This window comes from Streptomyces luteosporeus, from assembly GCF_039532865.1.
GTDB classification, from domain to species: Bacteria; Actinomycetota; Actinomycetes; order Streptomycetales; family Streptomycetaceae; genus Streptomyces; species Streptomyces luteosporeus.
Genome location: NZ_BAAASL010000004.1, coordinates 105,756 through 129,442 on the forward strand (window position 1 = coordinate 105,756; position 23,687 = coordinate 129,442).

The following is a 23,687-nucleotide window of genomic DNA, read 5'->3' on the forward strand; positions in this document are numbered from 1 at the left end:
TCAGTCCTGGGCCTCGCGCAGCTTCTCGCGCAGGATGCGGCCGATCTCCGCGACCGGGCCGGGCTGCAGCAACTGCCGGTGCTCGCAGGCGATGCGGGCCACCTCGAGATTCCCCGAGACGTACGGGGCGATGCCCGCGACGGTGTCCGCCACCCGGTCGCCGCCGTCCTCGGACTCGGTGGCGGCGATCAGCAGCATGTCCCCGTCGTACACCGGGGGCACGTACCCGACGGTGAGGTCCCAGTTGTTGTTGGTCACCCGGCCGATCCTCATGATCTGGGCCTCGTCGAAGGTGGCGAGCGCACTGCCCTCCTCGCGCAGCACCTTCATCACCTCGTCGTGCTCGAGCGGTCCGTCGCCGAACATGCCCGGGTCACGCCCGACGAAGTCCAGCAGCGCGCCGAGGACCTTCTGGTCGTCGGCCGCCACGAAGCCTCCGCCGATCATCTCCTCGGTCATGGGCGGCTGGTCGAGGTTGACCAGCAGCGCGACCTCCTCCCCCTGGGCGGTGAGCCGCACGGCGATCTCCTGGGCCAGCAGCGCGCCCATGGACCAGCCCAGCAGGTGGTAGGGCCCCTGGGGCTGCACCTCGCGGATCCGCTCGAGGTAGTCCGCCGCCATCTCCGGCAGCGTGGCCGGCAGCGGCTCCTCCTTCGCCAGTCCCCTCGCCTGAACGGCATAGAGCGGGTAGTCGCGGTGGAGGTGGCGCATGAGTCCGGTGTACATCCAGCCGACGCCGCCGACCGGGTGCAGGCAGAACAGCGGCGGCTGCGATCCGCCGGTGCGCAGGGGCAGCAGCACCTCGAACCCGTGGCCCTGCGCCTGGCTGCCGGTGCCCAGCAGCTCGGAGATGCCCGCCACGGTCGGCGTCTGGAAGATGGTCTGGTTCGGCAGCTCGGTGCCGAAGACCGCGCGGATGCGGCTCATGAGCTGGATCGAGACGATGCTGTCACCGCCCAGCTCGAAGAAACTGTCGTCGATGCCCACCCGCGGCAGCTTGAGGACCTCCGCGAAGATCTGGGACAGCAGTTCCTCCATCGGGTTGCGCGGCCCCCTGCCGGCGGCCTGGCCGGCGGACTGCGCATCCGGCAGCTGCGCCCGGTCGACCTTGCCGTTGGCCGTCAGCGGCAGGGCGTCGAGCACCACGAAGGCGGCGGGCGTCATGTATTCGGGCAGGTGCCGGGTGACCTCCTTCTTCAGGACGGCCACGTCCAGCTCCTTCGCGTCGCCGGCCGGCACCACGTGGGCCACCAGCCGGCGGCTGCCGGAGGCGTCCTCGCGGACGCCCACCACGACCTGGGCGACCTCGGGCAGGGCGGCGATCACGGACTCGATCTCGCCGAGCTCGATGCGCAGGCCGCGGATCTTGACCTGCTGGTCGGCGCGTCCGACGAAGACGAGCCGGCCGGCGGCGTCCCACCGCACGAGATCACCTGTGCGGTACATCCGCCCGCCGGCGGGACCGAACGGGTCGGCGACGAACCGCTCCGAGGTCAGCCCCGGGCGCTCCACGTAGCCGCGCGCCACACCGGTGCCGGCCACGTACAGCTCGCCGGGCACGCCCGGCGGCACCGGGCGCAGCCGCTCGTCGAGCACATAGGCGCGCAGGTTCTCCACTGGCCGGCCGATGGGCACGTTGCGCGGGACGCTCAGCGGCGCGCGCATGCTGTGGCGGGTGGCGAACGTGGTGGTCTCGGTGGGCCCGTACATGTGCGCCAGCTCCAGCTGGGGACAGGCGTCCAGCACCTTTTGCATGGCGGCGGGCGAGGCCTGCTCACCGCCGGTGAGGACGATCCGCAGCCCGGCGAAGCAGTCCGGGCCCTCCTCCGCCATCAGGTTGAACAGGGCGGTGGTCAGGAAGACGGCGGTCAGCCCGTGCTCGGTCACCAGTTTCCGCAGCCCCTGCTGGTCCAGCTGCCCGGGCGGCGCGACGACCAGCTCGTGGCCGCCCAGCAGGCCGGCCCACACCTCGTAGGACAGGGCGTCGAAGGCCTGGGGCGAGTGGACGAGGATCCGGTCGTGGTCGGTGCGCCAGCGGTCGTCGCTCGCCATGGCCACGACGTCCCGGTGGGTGACACCGACGCCCTTGGGGCGTCCGGTGGACCCGGAGGTGTAGATGACCAGGGCGAGTTCGTCCGGGTGGCGCCTGACGGGTGCCGGCACCGGCTCCTGCGCGGCGATCGCCGGGTCGTCGACCATCACGACCCGTGCGTCGTGCTCGAAGACGGTACCGGCCGAGGCCGTGTCCGTCAGGAGCACACCGCAGCCGGCCTCCCGGACGATGAGCTCCAGGCGGGCGGCCGGGTGGCGGGCATCGAGCGGAACGTAGGCGGCGCCCAGCTTGACCACGGCCAGCAGGGAGACGATGAGGGCGACGGAGCGCTCCTGCAGGACGGCGACCCGGGAGCCGGGGCCGATGCCGGCCGCGTGCAGATGGCCCGCCAGGCGGTTGGCGCGGGCGTCGAGCCCGGCGTAGTCGAGCGAGACGCCCCCGCCGGTCACCGCGACGGCCTGCGGGGTCCGTCGCACCCAGGACTCGAAGACGTCGGCGACGGTGCCCTCGGGGAACTCCCGGCGGGTGTCGTTGACCTTCTCGAGCAGCAGGACGCGCTCCTGCTGCGACATCAGGTCGTGGTCGTCCAAGGGCCGCTGCGGGTCCTCGACGGCCGCCTCCAGCAGGCGGACGAGCCGCTCGGCGACGGACCGGACGGTGCCGGCGTCGAAGAGGGCGCTGTTGTACTCCAGCACACCGCCGAGTGCCGCCAGGGCGCCCCTGCCGTCGCGCTCCTCCTCGAAGTTGAAGGAGAGGTCGAACTTCGCCCGGCCCGCGCCGAGCGGCTGGGGGGCCACGGTCAGCCCCGGCAGTTCGAGGGTGGCCTCCTCGTTGTTCTGGTAGCTGATGGCAACCTGGAACAGCGGGTTGCGGCCGGCCACGCGGACGGGGTTGAGGTCCTCGACCACCCGCTCGAAGGGCACCTCCTGGTGGGCGTACGCCTCCATGTTCGCCGCCCGGACCCGCCGCACCAGCTCCAGCAGCCCGGGGCGGCCGGAGGTGTCGGTGCGCAGCACCAGCGTGTTGACGAAGAAGCCGACGAGTTCGTCCAGGGCCTCGTCGGTGCGCCCGGCGACGACGGAGCCCAGCGGGACGTCGGTGCCCGCGCCGAGCCGCGTCAACAGGGCGGACACCAGGGCCTGCAGGACCATGAAGACGCTCGCGTCGGCGCGGCGGGCGAGGTCCTCCAGGGCCCGGACGTGTGCGGCGGACAGCTCCAGGGGAACCTCGCCGCCGCGGCTGCCGGAGGCCGCCGAACGCGGGCGGTCGTAGGGCAGGGCGAGCTCCTCGGGCAGGCCGGCCAGGGTGTTGCGCCAGTGCTCCAGCTGCCGGGAGACGGCGCTGCCGGCTTCCTCCTCGTCGCCCAGGACCGCCCGCTGCCACAGGGTGTAGTCGGCGTACTGGACAGGCAGCGGGGTGAACCGCGGGGCGTGGCCCTCGACCCGGGCACGGTAGGCGGTCTGCAGGTCGCGGGCGAGGGGCGCCATGGAGGAGCCGTCGCCGGCGATGTGGTGCAGCACCAGCAGCAGGACGTGCTCGCGCTCGCCGAGCTGCCACAGGTGGGCCCGCAGCGGCAGGGCCGTGGTCAGGTCGAAGCCCTCGGCGGCGGCCGCGGCCAAGGCGTCGTCCAGCTCGTGCGGGGCGGCCGGCGCGACGGCCAGCGGCACCTGGGCCTCGTGGGGGGCGAGCACGTGCTGGCGCGGGACGCCGTCGGTGACGGGGAAGAGGGTGCGCAGGCTCTCGTGGCGCTCGACGACGTCCGCGAGGGCCAGGTGCAGGGCGTCGGTGCGGAGTTCGCCCAGCAGCCGCAAGGAGAGCAGGATGTTGTAGCCCGCGGGGTCGTCGCCGGTGCGGTCCATGAACCACAGGCGGCGCTGGGCGTAGGACAGCGGTACGACCTCCGGGCGCGGGGCGGGACGCAGCGCCGGACGGGCGGCTCCGGCGTCCTGCAGGCGCTCGGCCAGGGCGGCGACGGTGGGCGCCTCGAAGACCGCGCGCACCGGCAGCTCCACGCCGAGGGCGCTGCGGACGCGGTTGACCAGCCTGGTGGCGAGCAACGAGTGCCCGCCGAGATCGAAGAAGCCGTGGTCGATGCCGACCTCGGCCAGGCCGAGCACCTCGGCGAAGAGGGCGGCCAGCGTCTCCTCCCGCTCGTTGCGCGGGGCCCGGCCGCTGTCGGCGCCCGGGAACTGCGGTTCGGGCAGGGCCCGGTGGTCGACCTTGCCGGGTCCGGTCAGCGGTATCCGCTCGAGCGGCACGACGGCGGCCGGGACCATGTAGGAGGGCAGTTCGGCGGCGCAGTGCTCGCGCACGGTCCCGGGGTCGAAGGAGGCCGGGTCGGCGGGCACCACGTAGGCGACGAGCCGGCGGCCGGCGTGGGCGCTGTCACGAGCCTGGACCACGACACGCTCGACCTCGTCCATCGCGGCGACGACGGCCTCGATCTCGCCGGGTTCGACCCGGTAGCCGCGGATCTTGACCTGGCCGTCGGTCCGGCCGAGGTACTCCAGTTCGCCGTCCTCGCTCCAGCGCACGGTGTCCCCCGTGCGGTAGAACCGCTCGCCGGGCGAGCCGAAGGGGTTGGCGACGAACCGCTCGGCGGTGAGCGCGGGCCGCGACAGGTAGCCGCGGGCCAGGCCGTCGCCGGCGATGTACAGCTCGCCCGGCACCCCCGGGGGCACCGGCCGCAGGTGGGCGTCGAGCACGTAGACCCGGCGGTTCCACAACGGCCGGCCGATGGGCGGCTGCACGGGGCCCGCCAGGGGGCGGCTCATCGTGGCGCAGACCATGGTCTCGGTCGGCCCGTAGGCGTTGATCATCCGGCGGCCGTCGGACCACAGGGCGATCTGGTCGGGCGGGCAGGGCTCGCCGCCCGTCACCAGCGTGCGCAGGCTGGGCAGGTCGTGGGCGGGCAGGGTCGCCAGGGTGCCGGCCGCCAGCTGGACGTGGGTGGCGGCGCTCTCGCGGATCAGGGTGGTCAGGTCGTCACCGAGGGGTTGTTCGTTGCCTTCCGGCAGGACCAGTGTCGCGCCGCTGAGCAGGGTCATGGCGATGTCGGCCACGGAGACGTCGAAGCTGGGGGCGATGAGCTGCAGGACGCGTGCGTCCGCGTCGACGCCCAGGTGCTCGGCGTGCGAGCCGGCCAGGCTCGCGAAGCCGGTGTGCGGAACCAGGACGCCCTTGGGGCGGCCGGTGGTGCCGGAGGTGTAGATCGCGTACGCGGCATGGGCGGGCAGCAGCGGCCGTACACGGTCGGTGTCGCTCAGGTCGGTCGCCCCCGTCCCGGCCAGCCGCGCCGCCGTCTGCGCGGCATCGGTCTCCAGCGGTCCGCTCACGCCGGCGGCGGCGAGCCGGCCGGAGTCACCGGAGGTGGTGATCACGAGGGCGGGCCGGGCGTCCTGCACGAGGTGGGTGATGCGCTCGGCGGGGTGAGCGGGGTCCACCGGCACGTACACCGCACCGGCCTTGAGGACGCCGAGGGTGACGGCGAGCCAGTCCACGGAGCGCGGTACGGCGACGGCCACCCGGTCCTCCGGTCCGATGCCGCGGCCGGCGAGCAGGCGCGCCCAGCGGTTGGCGCGCTCGTTGAGCTCGCCGTAGGTCAGGGTCGTGCCACCGCACAGGACCGCGGTACGGCCGGGGTCCTGGGCCACTTGCCTCTCGAAGAGGGCGGGGAAGGTCTCGTGCCGTACCGGGTGCGCGGTGTCGTTCCACTCCTGGAGCACCTGGTGACGCCGGGTGCCGGGGAGGGTGTCGATGCCGGCGACGGGCCGGGTGGGATCGGTCGCGAAGGCGGTGAGGATGCCCACCAGTTGCCCGGCCAGCTCCCGTGCCCGTGCCTCGTCGAGGACGTCGGGCCGGTAGGTGAGGGTCAGGCCCAGGGAGCGGGCGTTGTCCGCGGTGGACAGGCCGAGGGCGAAGTGGGTGGCCTCGGCCAGGCGCACGTCGGTCACGCCCAGGCCCTGGGAGGACTCCTGCAGGGCATCGGTGTCGACGGGGAAGTTCTCGAAGACGGTGGCGGTGTCGAAGAGTTCGCCGAGTCCGGCCAGCCGCTGGATGTCGGCGAGCCCGAGGTACTTGTGCGGCAGCAGGTCGGCCTGCTGCTCCTGCAGGCGGGTGAGCAGGCTCAGCAGGGTGTCGCCGCGGTCGATGCGGACCCGCACGGGCAGGGTGTTGATGAACAGCCCCACCATGGACTCCACGCCCGGCAGCTCGGCCGGGCGGCCGCTGACCGTCTCGCCGAACACCACGTCGTCCCGACCGGTGAGCCCGCCGATCAGCAGGCCCCAGGCGCCCTGGACCACGGTGTTGCGCGTCAGGCCGTGGCGCCGGGCACGGGCGGCGAGCGCGGCGGTGACGTCCTCGGGCAGGCGCACCTCCAGCGCCGCGGGCCGCACCGGCTCCCGTGCGGCCGTGCCGGGCGCGAGCAGCGTGGGCTCCTCCAGTCCCGCCAGCACGGTGCGCCAGGCCTGCTCGGCGGCCTGCCGGTCCTGTCCGGCCAGCCAGCCGAGGTAGTCGCGGTAGGGGACGGCCGGGGGCAGGGCCGAGGCGTCGGCCCCGTTCCCGTACAGCTCGAACAGCTCGCCCATCACCAGCGGCGCCGACCAGCCGTCGAGCAGGATGTGGTGGTGGGTGAAGAGCAGCCGGTGTTCCTGCTCCGACAGCCGGACGAGGGTGAAGCGCAGCAGCGGGGGCCGGGTGAGGTCGAACCGGGCGGCGAGGTCCTCGGCGGTCAGCCGGTCCAGCTCGGCCCGGCGGGCGGCCTCGTCGAGGGTCGACAGGTCCTTCTCGGACCAGGGGAGTTCACCGGTGCGCGGGATGATCTGCAGGGACTGTCCCTGGGCGCCGGGCCGGAAGCCGGCCCGCAGGGTGTCGTGCCGGCCGAGCACCGCCCGGGCCGCGTTGCGCAGCCGGCCGGGGTCGAGCTCGCCGCGCAGGTCGAGCACGGTCTGCAGGTTGTAGACGTCGGCGCCGCGCTCGTCGTAGCGGGCGTGGAACAGCAGTCCTTCCTGCAGGGGCGCGAGCGGCAGGACGTCCACGAGCCCGGGGTGCTCGCTCTCCAGGGCGGTGATCTCCTCCTGCGTGACGTCGACGAGCGCGAGGTCGGTGGGGCTGAGCCCGGTGGCCGCCGAGCCGCCCTCCGCATGGGCGACCAGCGCCTCCAGGGCGGCGAACCACGCCCGGGCCAGCTCCTCGACGGACTCCCGGGGGAAGAGCTCCTTGGGCCAGGTCCAGGAGGCGGCGAGCCAGGGGCCGTCCTCCCGGGTGACGGTGCGGGAGTTGACGTCCAGCACGTGCGGCAGGGCCAGCTCGGCGTCGGGGGCGCCGGCCAGGTCGTGGACCACGGGAACGGTGGGATCACCCGGTTCGGCGGCGTCGCTGAGCCTGCCGAGGTAGTTGAAGCCGATCTGCGGCTCCGGGTGACGGGCGAGCACCCGGGCGGTCTGCGGGTTGAGGTGGCGCAGCAGGCCGTAGCCGATGCCGTTGTCGGGGATGGTCCGCAGGTGGTCCCTGATCCGCTTGACCGCGGCGCCCAGGGCCCGGCCGTCGTCGGCCGCGCCGTCGGCAGGGAGCTCGCCGGGGTCGAGGCGCACGGGGTACTTGCTGGTGAACCAGCCGACCGTGCGGGAGAGGTCGACGCCGTCGACGATCTCCTCCCGGCCGTGGCCCTCGAGGTCGATGAGGACGGTGGACTCGCTGCTGACGCCCAGGTCGCGCCGCCAGCCGGCCACGGCGACGGCCAGCGCGGTGAGCAGCACGTCGTTGATGCCCGCCTTGTAGGCCGCCGGCACCCGGCCGAGCAGCGGCTCGGTGACGGCGGGCGGCAGGCTCAGACTGAGCACCGAGGCGGTGCCGACGGTGTCGCGGGCCGGGTCCAGCGGGCGGGCGGCGAGCTGCGGATCGGGCGTGGAGAGGGTCTCGTTCCACAGCGGCAGCTCCTGCAGCCTGGCCTGTTCCAGGGCCGCGGAGTTCAGGTGCTGCGCCCAGCGGCGGAAGGAGGTGCCCACCGGTTCGAGCTCGACGGCGTGGCCGGCGAGCACGGCCTGGAAGGCGGCCTCGAAGTCGGGGATGAGGATGCGCCAGGAGACGCCGTCGACGACCAGGTGGTGGGCGACGACGGTCAGCTGGCCGGGCACCTCGGGGCCCATGTCGAACCAGATGCAGCGCAGCATCCGGCCCGCGTCGGGGTCGAGCAGCGCCTGCTCCTCGGCGGTGACCCGGGCGCCGGTCTCGTCCAGGTCGGCCTCGCTCGCCCCGGCGCGCACCAGGACGTCCAGGTCGACCCGGCGCAGGCAGTCCTCGGCGCGGACGGTGCCGGCCGGGGCGGTCTCCAGGCTCCAGGCGATGTCGCCGCCGATGCGGGTGAGGGTCATGCGCAGGGCGTCGTGGTGGTCGAGGACGGCCTGGACGGCCCGGGCGGCCGTCTCCTCGGTGAGCCCGGCGGGGGCGGGCATCGACATGGTCTGGTTGAAGCGGGTCATGGAGCCGCCCAGTTCGCGCAACCAGTCGATGATGGGCGTCACGGGAACGTCGCCCACTCCGTCGCCGGCCGGCGCCTCCTGCCGTGCGGTGGGTTCCTCCGCCGCTTCCACTGCCGTCACCAGGGCCTCCACGGTCTTGTGCGCGAACACTTCGCGCGGGCTGAAGCGCAGGCCGGCCTTGCGGGCCCGGCCGACGAGCTGGATGGTGAGGATGCTGTCGCCGCCGAGCTCGAAGAAGTTCTCGTCGACGCCGACCTCGGCCACGCCGAGCACCTCGGCGAAGAGCGCGGCCAGCGTCTCCTCGGCCGCTGTGCGCGGGGCGGCGGCGCCGGCGGGCGCGCCCTGCTCCGGCGCCGGCAGTGCCTTGCGGTCGACCTTGCCGCTGGGGGTCAACGGCAGTTCGGCGAGGACGACGAAGGCGGCGGGCACCATGTAGCCGGGCAGGGCTGCCGCGACGTGGGCCCGCAGCACGGCGGGGTCGGCCGTGCGGCCGGGGGCCGGGGTGACGTGGGCGACCAGGCGCTTGTCGCCGGGCCGGTCCTCGCGGACGGTCACCACGGCCCGGTCCACGTCGGCATGGCCACCGAGCACCTGCTCGATCTCGCCGGGCTCGATGCGGAATCCGCGCAGTTTGACCTGGAAGTCGGTGCGGCCCAGGTAGTCGATGTGCCCCTCGGCCGTCCACCGCACCAGGTCGCCGGTGCGGTACATCCGCTCGCCCGCGCGGCCGTAGGGGTCGGGCACGAAGCGCTCGGCGGTCAGGGAGGGGCGCCCGTGGTAGCCGCGGGCCACGCCGGCCCCGGCGAGGTAGAGCTCGCCGGGGACGCCGGGCGCCACCGGGCGCAGCAGGGCGTCCAGCACGTAGGTGCGGGTGCCGGCGACCGGGCCGCCGATGGTGACGGGCTCGCCGGCGGTGACGGCGGTGCCCGTGGCGTAGACGGTGGTCTCGGTGGGCCCGTAGAGGTTGGTCAGGCCGCCGCCCAGGGCCAGGAGCCGGCCGGCGAGGTCGGCGGGCAGCGCCTCGCCCGCCGTGACCTTGTGCAGTCCGCGCAGCGCGTCGGGCACGGCGGCCTCCAGCGCGTGCCACAGGCTGGGGGCGGCCTCCATGACGGTCGCGCCGGTGCGGGCGAGGAGCGCGGCCAGTGCCTCGGGGTCCTTGGCGGCGCCGTCGCCCGCCAGCACGAGCCGGGCGCCGGTCAGCAGCGGCAGGAAGATCTCCATCACGGAGACGTCGAAGCTGACGGTGGCAACGGCGGCGAACCGGTCGGCCGGGGTCAGCCGCAGGTGCGCCTGGACCGCCGCGAGCAGGTTGGCCATCGCTGCGCAGGGCACGACCACGCCCTTGGGCCGGCCGGTGGAGCCGGAGGTGTAGATGACGTACGCGGCCTGTCCGGGCCGGCGCCGCACCTGCGGGCCGGTGACCGGGCGGTCCTCCAGGCCGGCGCCGGCGAGCGCCTCCTCGGTCACGGTGAGCACCGGGGCGGCGTCCTGCAGGATGTACGCGATGCGCTCGGCCGGCAGCTCCGGGTCGACGGGCACGTAGGCCGCGCCCGTCCTGAGCACGGCGAGCAGCGTGGCGACCAGGTCGGAGGTGCGCGGCAGCCGTACGGCGACGTACCGCTCCGGGCCTGCGCCCTGCTCGCGCAGCCAGTGGGCGATGCGCTCGGCGCGGGCGTCGAGCTGGGCGTACGTCAGCTCGCGGTCCTCGGCCACCACGGCGATCGCGCCGGGGGTACGGGCGGCCTGCGCCGCGAAGCGCTCGGTCACCGGCTCGGCCGGCGCCTCGAGTGCGGTGGCGTTCCACTGGTCGAGCACGCTGTGCCGCTCGCCGGGGGTGAGCAGGTCGAGGGCGGCGAGCGGGGTGGCCGGGTCCGCGGCGAAGGCGCGCAGCACGGCCACGAAGCGCTCGGCGAGGGCGTCGACGCGGCCGGCGTCCAGCAGGTCCGGGCGGTAGGACCAGTCGACGGTGAGCCGCTCGCCGCGCTGGGCGGCGAGCAGCGCGAGCGGGTAGTGCACGGCGTCGCGGACCTCGGCGTCGACGAGGCCGATCTCCTGGGCCGAGCGCTGCAGCGGCTCCTCCTCGACCGGGTAGTTCTCGAAGACCACGAGGGTGTCGAAGAGTTCGCCGGTGCCGGCCAGGCGCTGGATGTCGGCGAGGCCGAGGTGCTGGTGGGCCATGAGGCCCGCCTGCTGTTCCTGCAGCGTGCGCAGCAGACCGGCGAGGGTGGTGCCCCGAGCGGTGCGCACCCGCACGGGAAGGGTGTTGATGAACAGGCCGATCATGTCCTCGACACCGGGGAGCTCCGGCGGCCGGCCGGAGACCGTGGCGCCGAAGACGACGTCGTCCCGGCCGGTCTCGGCGGCCAGCACCAGGCCCCAGGCGCCCTGGACCAGGGTGTTGACCGTCAGACCGTGCTCGCGGGCCGCGGCGGTCAGGGCGGCGGCCAGTGCGTCGGGAACGACCGTGCTGCGGCGCGCGGGCACGGCCGGCGCGCCGGCGGCGGTACCGGGCACCAGGAGCGTGACTTCCTCGATGTCCGCCAGGGCCGTGCGCCAGGCCTCCTCGGAGGCGCCGCGGTCCTGGGCGGCCAGCCAGGCGAGGTAGTCCTTGTACGGGGCGGCCGGCGCGAGGGCGCCGGCGTCACCGCCGTCCCGGTGGATGCCGTAGAGCTGGAAGAGCTCGCGCACCAGCAGCGGCATCGACCAGCCGTCGACGGCTATGTGATGCACGGTCAGCACGAAGCGGTGCCGGTCCTCGGCGAGCCGGACGAGCGTGCAGCGCATCAGCGGCGGCTCGGAGAGCACGAAGCGCCGGGCGCTGTCGGCGGCCAGGATCTCGTCGAGCCGGGCACCGGCCGTCCGCGGGTCCAGACCGGCGAGGTCGACCAGGGCCCAGGGGAGCTCCACCGTGCGGGGGACGACCTGCAGGGTGCGGCCGGCTTCCCCTTCGGTGAAGAAGGCGCGCAGGTTGTCGTGGCGGGACAGCAGGGAGCGGGCGGCTTCGTGCAGCGCGTCGGCGTCGACCGGGCCGTGCAGTTCGAGGACGGACTGGACGGTGTAGACGTCGGAGGCCGACTCGTCGTACTGGGCGTGGAAGTGCAGGCCCTCCTGCAGCGGGGAGAGCGGCAGGACGTCGGCGAGCCCGGCGGGAGCCGCCTCCAGCCGCTCGATCTCCTCCTGGGTGACGCTCACCAGGGGCAGGTCGGACGGGGTCAGGCCGCCGGCGCCGGGGCGGCCGGCGTGCTCGGCCAGGGCGGTGAGCGCCTCGAACCACAGCCCCGCGACGTGCCGGACCTCGTCCTCGGTGAGCAGGTCGCCGGAGAAGGTCCACGATGCGACGAGCCGCTGCCCGTCGGGGTGTTCCACGGCGGCGGCGTTCAGTTCGAGGGTGTACGCCAGCGGCATGGCGGCGTCACCGGCTCCGGTGAGGTCGCGGACGCGCACCTCGTCGGCGCGGGCCGCCTCGGCGGCGTCGGCGGTGCCCATGCGGCCGAGGTAGTTGAAGCCGATCTGCGGCTCGGGACGGCCGGCCAGCTCGGGCGCGGTGTGCGGGTTGAGGTGGCGCAGCAGGCCGTACCCGATGCCCTTGTCCGGGATGGCGCGCAGCTGCTCCTTGACCGCCTTGAACGCGGCGCCCAGGGCGGGGCCGCCGGCGAACAGCTCGTCCTGCGCGGCCCGGCCCGGGTCGACGGCCACCGGATAGAGGCTCGTGAACCAGCCGACCGTACGGGAGAGGTCCACGCCCTCGGCGATCTCCTCGCGGCCGTGGCCCTCCAGGCCCACCAGGACGGCGGAGCCGTCGCCGCGGCCGCGCTCGCGCCGCCAGCGCGCCACGGCGATGGCCAGGGCGGTGAGCATGGCCTCGTCGGGGCCGGCGCGGAAGAGCGCCGGCAGCCGGCCCAGCAGCGCCTCGGTCGTCTCGGCGGGCAACGTCACGCTCAGCTGCCGCGCGACGCCGACCACGTCGCGCACCGGGTCGGTCCTGCGGTCGGCCAGCAGCGGGTCGTCGGTGTCCAGGATCGTGCGCCACAGGTCGAGTTCGGCGGTGCGCCGCTCGCTGACGGCTTCCTTGGCCAGCTCCTGCGACCAGCGGCGGAAGGAGGTGCCGACGGGCTCCAGGCGCACCTCGGCGTCGTCGCGCAGCGCGGTGAGCGCGGTCTGGAGGTCGGGCAGCAGGATGCGCCAGGAGACGCCGTCGACCGCGAAGTGGTGGACGACCAGGGCCAGCCGGCCCTCGCCGCCGTCCGCGTCGTCGAACCAGACGGCCTGCAGCATGCGGCCCTCGGCCGGGGCCAGCCGCTGCACGGCGGCCCGCACCTCGGCCGCGGCGGCCTCCTCGGTGACCGGCCCGGCGACGCGCACCAGGCAGTCCGCCGCCGTCACGGCGCCGCGGGCGGCGGCTTCGAGCTGCCGGTCGTCGCCGGTGCTGCGCAGTGTCAGGCGCAGGGCGTCGTGGTGGTCGAGCAGGGCCTGCAGTGCTGCGCCGACCTGTGCCTCGTCGAGGCCGGCCGGCACCGGCACGGTCATGGTCTGGTTGAAGGCGTCCAGCGGGCCGCCCTGGTCGAGCTGCCAGTGCATGATCGGGGTCGGCGCCACCGGCCCGGTGCCGTCGTCGGCGGCCACGGGCGTGCCGGGCGCGGTGGTGGCCGGGGCGAGCGCGGCGAGCCGGGCGACGGTGCGGTGCTCGAAGATCTCGCGCAGGCTCAGGGCGAGGCCCTCCTTGCGGGCGCGGTGCGCGAGCTGGATGGAGCCGATGGAGTCGCCGCCGCGCTCGAAGAAGCTGTCGTGGACGGAGACGGATGCCGCCTCCACGCCGAGCACCTCGGCGAACAGCCGGCACAGCAGCTCCTCGCGCTCGGTGCGGGGCCGGCCGTCGCCCGCGGCGGCGTCGCCGGCCTGCGTCTCCTGGGGGCCGGCCGCCCGGGCGGGCATCAGGCGCTGCCGGTCGGCGGCGGTGAACAGGGGCACCTCGCCGACGCGCCGGCCGGGGTCGGCGGCGAAGGCCGCCAGGACCGCCAGCAGGGCGTCGAGGACCTCGCGCCCGGCGCCGGCGGCGAACAGGTCGGGGCGGTGGTCCAGGCGGACGGTCATGCGGTCGCCGCGGACGGTGCCCTCCAGGTTGAGGGCGTAGTGGGTGGCGTCGACGGTGGTGGCCGCCACGGCCCCGATGCCCTCGGCGGAGTTCTGCAGGGTGTCGGTGTCGATGGGGTAGTTGGCGAAGATGGTGATGGCGTCGAACAGCGGGCCGGTGCCCGCGATCTGCTGGATCTCCGCGAGCCCGAGGTGCTTGTGCGCCAGCAGGTCCGCCTGCCCGTCCTGCAGGCGGCGCACCTGCTCCCCCAGGGTCAGGGCCGCATCGATGCGCAGGCGCACGGGCAGGGTGTTGATGAACAGGCCGACCATCTTCTCCACGCTCGGCAGCTCCGGGGGGCGGCCGGAGACGGTCTCGCCGAAGACGACGTCCTCGCGTCCGGTCAGCGCACCGAGGACCAGGCCCCAGGCCGTCTGGACGACGCTGTTGAGGGTCAGGCCCAGGCCACGGGCACGCTCGCCGAGGGCGAGGGCCAGGTCGGGCGCGACCTGCTCGATCAGGGTCTCGGGCAGTGCGGCGCCCGCGGCCGGGCCGGCCACCAGCGTCGGCTCCGCCCCCGCCAGCGCCTGCTTCCAGGCCAGTTCGGCCTCGCCGCGGTCCTGGCGGGCCAGCCAGGCCAGGTAGTCCTTGTAGGGCGCGACCGGCTCCAGCTGCGCGGTGTCGCCGCCGTTGGTGTACAGGGCCATCAGCTCGCCGAGCACCAGGGGCATGGACCAGCCGTCGAGCAGGATGTGGTGCGCGGTGAAGACGAACCGGTACTCCTGGTCCGCCAGCCTGATCAGGGAGAAGCGCAGAGGCGGACGGGAGAGGTCGAACCGGCGGGTGCGGTCCGCCTCCAGCAGGCGCTGCAGCTCCGCCTCCCGCTCGTCGTCCGGCAGGTGCCGGATGTCGCTCTCGGTCCAGTCCGGCTCCGCGTCCCGCAGGATCAGCTGGACCGGCTCGCCCGACTTGCGGTTGCGGAAGGAGGCGCGCAGGTTCTCGTGCCGGCCCAGGACGGCGGCGACGGCGCCGCGCAGGGCGTCCGCGTCCACCTCGCGCCGCAGGTCCAGCGCCATCTGGATGACGTACACGTCCGCGCCCTGCTCGTCGTACAGGGCGTGGAAGAGCATGCCCTTCTGGAGCGGGGACAGCGGCAGGATGTCGACGAATCCAGGCTTTGCCACGTTGCTGTTTCCTTCCATCAGCTCAGGTCACTTTCGAATTCGTCGATCTCGTCCTGCGAGAGCTCCAGCAGGGAGACGTCGGAGGGGGTCAGGCCGCCGGCACCGGGGCGGTCGGCGTACTCGGCCAGCAGTTCCAGGGCCCGGAACCACAGGTCGGCCAGGCGCTGCACCTCGGCCTGCGCGAACAGCGCGCCGGGCCAGGACCAGATGGCCACGAGGCGGACCCCGTCGGGGCGGTCCTGCGCCACCGCGCTCAGGCCGAGCGCGTGGGCCAGGGGCCGTGCGTCGTCGCCGCCGCTGCCGAGGGTCTCGGTGGCCTCCGGCGGCGCCGCCCAGTCCTCGGCGCGGGCGGCCGAGGCGTCCACCGCGGCGAACCGGCCCAGGTAGTTGAAGCCGATCTGCGGTGCGGGGCGGCCGGCCAGCTCGGCCGCCGTGTCCGGGTTGAGGTGGCGCAGCAGGCCGTAGCCGATGCCCTTGTCCGGGACGGTGCGCAGCTGCTCCTTGACGCGCTTGAGCGCGGTGCCGAGGGCCGGGCCGCCGGACCACAGTTCCTCCTGCGCCAGGTCGCCGGGGTCGGCGGCGACCGGGTAGACGCTGGTGAACCAGCCGACGGTGCGCGAGAGGTCGACGCCGTCGGCGATCTCCTCCCGGCCGTGGCCCTCCAGGCCGATCAGCACCGCTCCCCCGCCCGGGCCGCCGCGTTCGCCGCGCCAGCGTCCGACGGCCAGGGCGAGCGCGGTGAGCAGCACCTCGTCGACGGTGGCGTTGAACAGGGTGGGCACCCGGCCCAGCAGCGGCGCCGTCACCGCGTCGGGCAGCGTCACGGTCAGCTGCCGGGCGGTGGCCACGACGTCCACGGCGGGGTCGAGCGGCCGCTGCCCGAGCACCGGGTCGGCGGTGTCCTGCACCGCGCGCCACAGGTCCAGCTCGGCGGTGCGGGCCGGGGTGACGGCCTGTTCGGCCAGCAGCTGCGACCAGCGGCGGAAGGAGGTGCCGACGGGCTCGAGCGCGATCTCGCGGCCGGCGGCGACGGCCTCCCAGGCCGCCTTGAGGTCTTCCTGCAGCACCCGCCAGGAGACCGCGTCCACGGCCAGGTGGTGCACCAGGACCAGCAGCCGGCCGGGCCGGGCGGTGCCGGCGTCGAACCAGACGGCGCGCACCATCGCCCCCTCGGCCGGGGCGAGTTCGCCCTGGACCCGGCGCTGGGCCGCGGCGACCGCGTCGATCAGCTCTTCCTGCGGCACACCGGTGATGTCGATGCGGCCGAGCAGCCCGGCCGCCTCGACGGTGCCGCGGGGGGCGACCTCCAGGCGCCGGCCGCCGGGGCCGGTGACGATCCGCGAGCGCAGCATGTCGTGGTGGTCGAGGACCGCCTGCAGCGTCGCGGCCAGCCTCTGCTCGTCGCAGTCGGCCGGCACCTGCAGCAGGGCGGCCTGGTGCACGGCGTCGGTGGGGCCGCCCTGCTCGTACAGGTCGTGCATGACCGGGGTCGGGGCGAGGTCGCCGACGCCGTCGTCGCCGGCCCCGCCGGCCGGTGCGGCCGTCTCCTCGCGGGCGATCCCGGCCAGGGCACGGACGGTCTTGTGCTTGAAGACGTCCCGCAGGCTGATGACCAGGCCCGCCTTGCGGGCGCGGCCGGCCAGCTGGATGGAGACGATGCTGTCGCCGCCGAGTTCGAAGAAGTCGGCGTCGGGGCCGACGTCCTCGGCGCCGAGCAGTTCGGCGAAGAGCGCGGCGAGGACGGCCTCCTTGGCGGCGGCGGACGCGGCAGCGGACGTTGCCGTGGATGCGGCAGCGGATGCGGCGGGATCCGCCGGGGCGGCGGCCTGCGGTGCGGCCTCGGGTGCCGTCGTGCCGTCGCCGGCCCGGGTGCGGATGCCGGCCCACCAGGCGGTCAGCGGATCGTCGCCGGCCGGGGCCGCGGGGCGCGCGGGGTCGGCGGCGAGGTCCTCGAACACCTCGCGCAGGGCTGCGGTGACGGCCTCGGCCTCCTCCTTGCTCAGCAGGTCCGGGCGGTAGCCCAGCCGGCAGTGCAGCTGGTCGCCGGCCAGTCCGGCGTCGAGGGTGAGCGGGTAGTGGGTGGCGTCGTTCATCTCCAGGTCGACCGCCCGCACCTGCTGCTCGCCGCCGAAGCCGGCGCCGTCGGCGGGGATGTTCTGGAAGACGAGCAGGGTGTCGAAGAGTTCGCCCTTGCCGGCGATCCGCTGCAGGTCGACCAGGCGGATGTGCTGGTGGGCGGTGAGGTCCACCTGCTGCTCCCACAGGCGGGGCAGCACGTCCGCGGCGCTCTCGCCGGGGCGGCGGCCGACGCGGACGGGGACGGTGTTGATGAACAGGCCCACCATCCGCTCGATGCCGGGCACCTGCGGGGGCCGGCCGGAGACCGTCGCGCCGAAGACCACGTCGTCGCGGCCGGTGAGCCGGGCCAGCAGCAGTCCCCAGGCGGCCTGCACCACGGTGTTCATCGTGGTGCCGTGCCGCCCGGCGAGGGCGGTCAGCCCGGCCACCAGGTCGCCGCCGAAGGTGACGGAGACCTTCTCGGTGGCCACCGCCGACCGGTCGGGGTCGGCGGGTGCGACGAGGGTGGGCTCGACGGTGTCGTCGAGCACCGCGCGCCAGGCCCGCTCGGAGGCGGCCGCGTCCTGCCGGCCGAGCCAGGCGAGGTAGCCGCTGTAGGGGCGGACCTCGGGCAGGCCGGCGGTGTCACCGCCGGTGGCGTACAGCCGCATCAGCTCGTCCAGCAGGATCGGCGTGGACCAGCCGTCGAGCAGCAGGTGGTGCAGCGTCAGCACCAGCCGGGCCCGGCCGCCGCCCAGGCGCAGCAGGGCGCAGCGCAGCAGCGGCGGGCGGGTGGGATCGAAGCGTTCGGTGCGGGCCTCGCGCATCACGCGCTGGACCTCGGCGGTGCGCTCGGCCTCGCCCAGGGTGGACAGGTCGCTCTCGCTCCAGGGCAGCTTGGCCTCGGCGGGGACGAACTGCACGGGGTGGGTCAGTCCTTCGTGGGCGAAGCCGGCCCGCAGGTTGGCGTGGCGCCGCAGCAGGGCGCCGACGGCCGCGCGCAGGACCTCGGTGCTCGGGTCGCCTTCGAGGTCCAGGCCGAACTGGACGGTGTAGACGTCCGCTCCGCGCTGGTCGTAGAGGGAGTGGAAGAGCAGGCCCTCCTGCAGCGGGGCGAGCGGGAGCACGTCGGCCAGGGCGCGGCCGTCGCGTTCCAGCAGGTCGATGTCGCGCTGTTCGAGGTCGACGAGCGGGAAGTCGGAGGGCGTGCGGCCGGCCGTGGTGCCCTCGTCGGCGGCGAGCGCTTCGAGGGCCTCGCGCCACAGGCCGGCCAGTTCCTCGACGTCCCCTTCCGCGAACAGCTCCGCGGGCCACGTCCAGCGGGCCGCGAGGCGCGGGCCGCCGGGGTGCTCGTCGACGCGGACGTCGACGTCGAGGGCGTGGGCGAGCGGCATGGCCGCATCCTCGAGGACCGTCTCGCGCACGGCGCCGGTGGCGTCGAGCGGCACGGATCCGTCGGCGAGCGCCGCCGCGCAGGCGCCCCGGTGGCCGAAGCGCACCTGCGGCGCGCCGAGGGGGGCGAGCAGCGGGACCGTCTGCGGGTTGAGGTGGCGCAGCAGTCCGTGGCCCAGGCCGTGGCCGGGGACGGCGGCGAGCTGCTCCTTGACCTGCTTGACCAGGGCTGCCGCGGCGCCGGTGGCCGCCGGTTCGGCGGCGTCGCCGAGGCGGACGGGGTACGGGGCGCCGACGCGGCCCACGGTGCGGGTGACCTCGCCGGCGGCCGGGGTGCGGTCGTCGGCGTCGAGCGCGACCAGGACCTCGCTGCCGCCGGGGCGGCCGTGCCGGGTGCGCCACCGGCCGACGGCGGTGGTCAGGGCGCCCAGCAGGACCTCCCGTACGCCGGTGCCGAAGCGCTCCGGGACGGCGCCCAGCAGGGCGCGGGACTCCTCGGTGCTCAGGGCGAGGTCGTGGTGGCGGGCGGTGGCCGCGGTGTCCCGGCGCGCGTCGAGGGGACGGTCGGCCAGGGGCGCGGTGCCGGTGCCGATGACCTCGGTCCACCGCTCGAGCTCGTCGATCAGGCCGGGGTCGGCGGCCGCGGCGGCGGTGGCCTCGGCCCAGGCCCGGTAGGAGGTGGCCACGGGCGGCAGCTGGGGCGTGCGGCCCGCCTCCAGGGCCCGGTAGGCGGTGCGCAGGTCCTCGGTGAGGATCCGCCAGGAGGCGGTGTCGGCGGCGAGGTGGTGGACCGCGAGCACCAGGCGGTGTTCCTGCGTCGCACCGCCGTCGAGCCAGACGGCGTGCAGGGCGGCGCCCTGCTCGGGGTCGGCGGCGGTCCGGGCGGCGGTCTCCTGCTCGGCGAGCAGGGCGGCCCGGGCGGCGGCGTCCGTGCCGTCGGCGGCGACGCGTGTGACGAGGGCCTCGGCACGGACGTCGGTGCGCGGCAGGACCTCCAGGCCCCACACGAGGTTGCCGGCGCGGCGGTGCAGGCGCAGCCGCAGCGCGTCGTGGTGGTCGAGCAGGGCCTGGACGGCCCCGGTGACCAGCTCGTGGCTGGCGCCCGGGGGCAGGGCGAGGACGGCGGTGGCCACCGAGCGGCCGACGGGGCCGCCGCGTTCGCGCAGGGCGTGCGCGGCCGGGCCGAGCGGGACCTCGCCGGTGCCGGCGTCGTCGGCGGGCGGCTCGGCGGCGGGCTCCGGGCCGGTGGCTGCGGCGGCCAGTTCCTCGATGGTGCGGTGGCGCAGCACGTCGGCGGCCGTGAACTCCAGACCGGCCTCCAGGGCCCGGCTCACCAGCTGGATGGAGACGATGCTGTCGCCGCCCAGGTCGAAGAAGCCGTCGTCGATGGTGACGGTGGCGATGCCGAGCAGGTCGCCGATCAGCTCGCACAGCAGCTGTTCCTTGGCGTCGCGCGGGGCGCGGCCGGTGGTGCGGGTGAGGGGCTCGGGGTCGGGCAGGGCCCGGCGGTCGACCTTTCCGTTGGAGCTCAGGGGGAGTTCGGCGAGCGGGGTGAAGGTGGCGGGGACCATGTACTCGGGCAGCTGCCGCGCCAGGTGCTCGCGCAGCGACTCCGTGGTGGGCGCGGTGCCGGGGGCCGGGACGACGTAGGCGGCGAGCAGGTCGCGGCCGGTGGCGTCGCGGTGGACCTTGACGGCGGTGTGCGCGGCCTCGGGGTGGCCGGCGAGGACGGCCTCGATCTCGCCCAGTTCGATGCGGAAGCCGCGGATCTTGACCTGGTCGTCGGCGCGGCCGGCGAACTCCAGCTCGCCGTCGGCGTTCCAGCGCACCAGGTCGCCGGTGCGGTACAGCCGGCCGCCGGCGGGGCCGAAGGGGTCGGCGACGAACCGCTGGGCGGTCAGGCCGGGGCGCCCGAGGTAGCCGCGGGCCAGGCCGTCGCCGGCGAGGTAGAGCTCGCCGGTGACGCCGGCCGGGACCGGGCGCAGGAAGGCGTCGAGCACGTAGGCCCGGGTGTTCCACAGCGGCGTTCCGATGGGCGGGTGCACCGCTCCGGTCTGCGGCCGGCTCATGGTGGCGGCGACGGTCGCCTCGCTGGGGCCGTAGGCGTTGATCAGCCGGCGGCCCTGCGACCAGTGGGCGACCTGGTCGGGCGGGCAGGCCTCGCCGCCGACGGCGAGGGTGCGCAGGGTGGGCAGCTCGGTGCGGGGCAGGGTGGCCAGGACGCCGGCGGTCACCTGCAGGTGGGTGATGCCGTGCTCGGTGACGAGCGCGGCCAGTTCCTCGCCGGCCGGGGACCGGTGGCCCTGCGGCAGGACGAGCGTGGCGCCGGTGAGCAGGGCGGTGGCCAGGTCGGCGACGGAGACGTCGAAGCTGGGCGAGACGGCCTGCAGGACGCGGCTGGCGGCGTCGACGGCGAACCGCTCGGCGTGCGCTCCGGCCATGCTCGCGATGCCGCGGTGCGTGACGAGGACGCCCTTGGGGCGGCCGGTGGAGCCGGAGGTGTAGATGACGTACGCCGGGTGGTCCAGGTGCAGCGGGCGGGTGCGGTCCGCGTCGGCCGGGTCGGTCGCGGGCAGGGCGGCGAGCGCCTCGCGCACCTCGGGCGCGTCGACGGCGGCGAGAGGTGTGGTGCCGTCCGCGGCGATGCCGCCGTCTGCCTCACGGGTGATCAGGAAGAGGGCCGGGCGGGCGTCGCCGGTGATGTAGGCGATGCGCTCGGCCGGGTAGCCGGGGTCGACCGGGACGTAGGCGGCGCCGGCCTTGAGGACGCCGAGGGTGACGGCGAGCCACTCCGGCGAGCGCGGTACGGCCACGGCCACGCGGTCCTCCGGCCCGATGCCGCGGCCGATGAACCAGTGCGCCCACCGGTTGGCCCGGGCGTTGAGCTCGGCGTACGTCAGCTGCTCGGTGCCGGCCAGCACGGCCGGGTGGCCGGGCGCGGCGGCCGCGCGCTCCTCGAACAGGGCCGGGAAGGTCGCGGCCGGCACCTCGCGGGCGGTGTCGTTCACCTCGTCCAGCAGCCGGTGCCGCTCGGCGGCGGAGAGCAGGTCGATGCGGCTGACCGGCAGCTGCGGGTCGGTGGCGACCGCGTCGAGCAGTGCGGCGTAGCGGGCGGCGAGCGAGTGGGCGGTGTCCTCGTCGAACAGGTCGGTGCGGTAGCTGAGCAGGCCGCGCAGGCCGGTGGGCCGGCCGTCCTCGCCGAGGGTCTCGGCCAGTTCCAGGCCGAGGTCGGTCTTGGCGGAGGTGAGGGCGATGTCGGCGGGCCCGGCCGCGAGGCCCGGCAGCTCCAGGCGCGCCGCGGCGTTGTTCTGGAAGGCCAGGAAGACCTGGAACAGCGGGGTGTGCGCGGTGGAGCGCACCGGGGCGAGCGCGTCGACCAGCCGCTCGAACGGCAGGTCCTGGTGGGCGTACGCGGCCAGGTCGGCGGCGCGGACCCGGGCCAGGAGCTCGGTGAAGGCGGGGTCGCCGGAGACGTCCGTGCGCAGCACGAGGGTGTTGACGAAGAAGCCGACGAGCTCCTCCAGCGCCTCGTCGCCGCGGCCGGCCACGGCCGTGCCGACGGGGATGTCGGTGCCGCAGCCGAGCCGGGTGAGCAGGGCGGCCAGGGCCGCCTGGGCGACCATGAACAGGCTCACCTGGTGGGTGCGGGCCAGGTCCGCGAGGCGGGCGTGCAGGGCGGCGTCGAGGGTGAACTCGACGGTGGCGCCCTCGGGGGAGGCCTCGGCCGGCCGGGGCCGGTCGGTGGGCAGCTCCAGCGCCGCCGGCGCGCCCTGGAGGGTCTCGCGCCAGAAGGCCAGCTGCCGTGCCGCGAGGCTGCCGGGGTCGCCCTCGTCGCCGAGCAGTCGCTGCTGCCACAGGGCGTAGTCGGCGTACTGCACGGGCAGCGGCGCGAAGGCCGGGGCCCGTCCGGCGTGCCGGGCGGCGTAGGCGGTGGACAGGTCCCGGGCGAGGGGGGCGTTGGACCAGCCGTCGGAGGCGATGTGGTGGACGTTGAGCAGCAGGACGTGCTCGGTGGCGGAGACGGCGAACAGCACGGCCCGCAGCGGGAGTTCGGTGGCCAGGTCGAAGCCGCGGGCGGCCTCCTCGCGCAGCGCCTGGCCGAGCTCCTGCGGGCCGGTGCGGACGGTCTGCAGCGGTACGCGGGCGTCCGCCGGGGCGAGGATCTGCTGGCGCGGGACGCCCCGGGTGTCGGGGAAGACGGTGCGCAGGCTCTCGTGCCGGGCGACGACGTCGCCGACGGCCGCTTCCAGGGCGCCGGCATCGAGGTGGCCGGTCAGGCGGACGGCGATGGGGATGTTGTACGCGGCGGAGGGGCCCTCCAGCCGGCCGAGGAACCACAGGCGGCGCTGGGCGAAGGACAGCGGGATCTCCTCGGGCCGCTGCCCGGCGACCAGGGCCGGGCGGTCGGTGTCGGCCCCGCCGCCGAGGCGGGCGGCGAGCCGGGCGGGCGTGGGCGCCTCGAAGACGGCGCGCACGTCGACCTCGGCGCCGAAGGCCGAGCGGACCCGGCTCAGCAGCCGTACGGCGGACAGCGAGTTGCCGCCGAGGGCGAAGAAGTCGTCGTCCACGCCCGTCTCCGGCAGGTCGAGGACCTGCGCGAACAGGGCGCACAGGATCTCCTCCTGCGGGGTGCGCGGGGCGCGGGCGGCGGGGCCGGCGGTGAACTCCGGCTCGGGCAGCGCCGCGCGGTCCAGCTTGCCGTTGACGGTCAGCGGCAGCGCGGGGAGCACCACGACGACGTCGGGCACCAGGTACTCGGGCAGGGTCAGGGCGAGCCGCTCGCGCAGCGCCGCGCCGTCGAGCGGGGTGTCCTCGGCGGGCACGGCGTAGGCGAGCAGGCGGGCACCGCCGTCGCCGCCGTCGCGCACGACGACGGCCTGGGAGGCGACGCCGGGCAGCGCGGCGACGGCCGCGGAGACCTCGCCGAGCTCGACGCGGTGGCCGCGGATCTTGACCTGGTCGTCGGCGCGGCCGGCGAAGACGAGGTTGCCGTCGGGCAGCCGGCGGGCCAGGTCGCCGGTGCGGTACATCCGCTCGCCGGCCGGCCCGTACGGGTCGGCGGTGAAGCGCTCGGCGGTCGGGCCGGGGCGGCCGAGGTAGCCGCGGGCCAGGCAGGCACCGGCCAGGTACAGCTCGCCGGTCACGCCGTCCGGCACCGGGCGCAGCGCCGCGTCCAGGACGTACGCCCGGACGTTGCCCTGCGGCCGGCCGATGGGCACCGCACCGGCGGGCAGCGCCGCGCCGGGCTCGATGCGGTACTCGGTGGCGTTCACGGTGGCCTCGGTGGGGCCGTAGACGTTCCAGACGGTGGCGTCCGGGTGCCGCTCGCGCCAGGGCGCAAGGGCCTCGCCGAGCAGGGCCTCGCCGCCGAGGAGGAGTTCGCCGGCGGGCGAGTACGCCTCGGGCAGGGCGCCCAGCAGCGGCAGGTGGCTGGGGGTGGCCTTCAT

Annotated in this window: 2 protein-coding genes (1 of these 2 only partly in view); both read right to left on the bottom strand. The window is 75.4% G+C overall.

What is annotated here, in order from left to right:
- The gene (locus tag ABD361_RS06375; protein WP_425583159.1) at positions 1–14,808 is read right to left on the bottom strand and encodes an amino acid adenylation domain-containing protein; all 14,808 of its coding nucleotides are present in this window, start codon (positions 14,806–14,808) and stop codon (positions 1–3) included.
- A protein-coding gene (locus ABD361_RS06380) for an amino acid adenylation domain-containing protein (protein WP_344433780.1) crosses the window boundary here: on the bottom strand, positions 14,808–23,687 show its 3' portion. Its footprint extends 6,621 nt past the window's final position; only the last 8,880 of its 15,501 coding nucleotides appear in the window; its start codon lies beyond the right edge, outside the window; it ends in the stop codon at positions 14,808–14,810. Before ABD361_RS06380 ends, ABD361_RS06375 begins: the two co-directional genes overlap by 1 nt.